The organism is Microbacterium sp. Leaf351 (assembly GCF_001423825.1).
Lineage (GTDB): Bacteria > Actinomycetota > Actinomycetes > Actinomycetales > Microbacteriaceae > Microbacterium > Microbacterium ginsengisoli.
This window is the reverse complement of sequence record NZ_LMPK01000028.1, coordinates 1-1,348: the sequence shown is the minus strand read 5'-3', so window position 1 is coordinate 1,348 and position 1,348 is coordinate 1. Positions and strand designations below refer to the sequence as shown.

General features: G+C 61.4%; 1 protein-coding gene. It reads left to right on the top strand.

Going from position 1 to position 1,348, the window contains the following annotated elements; translation table 11 throughout:
* The first annotated feature begins 158 nt into the window (after nt 1–158).
* Nucleotides 159–1,346: a hypothetical protein gene (locus tag ASG00_RS08255; RefSeq protein ID WP_235559449.1), complete on the top strand. Its 1,188-nt coding sequence runs from the start codon at nt 159–161 to the stop codon at nt 1,344–1,346.
* Nucleotides 1,347–1,348 lie beyond the last annotated feature (2 nt).

Below are 1,348 nucleotides of genomic sequence, written 5' to 3'. Positions count from 1 at the left end.
TAAACTAACGACAGCTGATCATCGCAACGAAGCGAAAGACCACCACTCAAACGGACGCGGCCGTTCTCGATCCGTCGAACATCCTCAGGAACGGAAATCCGGCGTTCCTGCAGGAGGCGTTCGACAGCGTCGAACGACTGTCAGTCTCCTCAGTAGGCGTGAGGAATACTTTCGCGGCTGTACCCGGCACGCCGGCCTACGCCACCTTCGCTGGAAGCGGGATCGACCGCGGACTTCGCGAAGCGGACACAAACGGCCGAGGACTTGGCCACGCCATGGCGCAGGTTCGAGTCGACTCGGGCCAGGCAACAACGGCCGGGCTCGCTGTCAACAAATCAAAGTACTGGGAGACCCGATATCTAGGTTTGCGCGAGTACGAAGCATTCGCCGTCGACCTCGCACGTCGGTACTGGTTTCCGAGGCCCACCGAATCGGGCCCACTGCTGCCCAACATCTCGAAGGGAGAGAGAACCGATGAGTTCCATCCCCCGGTCATTGCAGTGGAGCTTAACCCTGCGCTGCTGGGGGCCTCCTTCGCCCTTCCGGACGGTCGCCCGCTCGAACAGCTGGAGATCGCGCCCACGGATGATCGAGACGCCACAGAAGCCCAGGTCTTCCTCCGCATGTATGACCCACGGAACGAGAATGTCGATATCTGGGTTGCCGAAATGACCGTGACCGGCCAATTCACCACGTTGGCAGGCTCGGAGGAGCTTCACCGAGGCATGGGTAACCCAACCACGTTCAATGAATTGTTCGAGGCCCATCCACCGCTCATCTACTTCGGCGATGGGCGAAGCACTATGGGTCCCGTGACTTTTCAGCCGCCTCGTACTGAATCATTCCTGCCCGATGTCGTCCTTATTCCCAGCGATTGGGGTGGGGTCGACATCACCAGAGAAACTCCGCGACCGAATCGCACCGACTCCATCCACGAATGGGTCGAGAAGGCCCTCAGCGAGGCCGTACCGGAGCCGGGGGCATCGAGGTGGGTACTGCACAATGACGGAGGCGGTGAGATCGCTGACCACGTCGTCATCCAGCGAACTCTCGGCGGCAGGCTGTCTGTCGAACTCTGGCACTCGAAACCGTCGGCGAACGTGCGCCCTGGCGCCCGGGTCAAGGACATGGAGGTCGTCACGCAACAAGCGGCCAAGAGCCGCCGCCACCTCACAGACCGGGAACTGTGGAACCGAATAGGACGCCGTCTGACTGGCATGGAGTCGCCGCGTCTCACCCTCGTCGCAGGGGACCGAGAGGATCTGTTGGCTCTCTGCGGCCTCGTGCCGGGTGAGTCTCTTAGCGTGGTGTCACTTCCCGCGGGGTTTTCGCCGTCGTTGACGTAGAG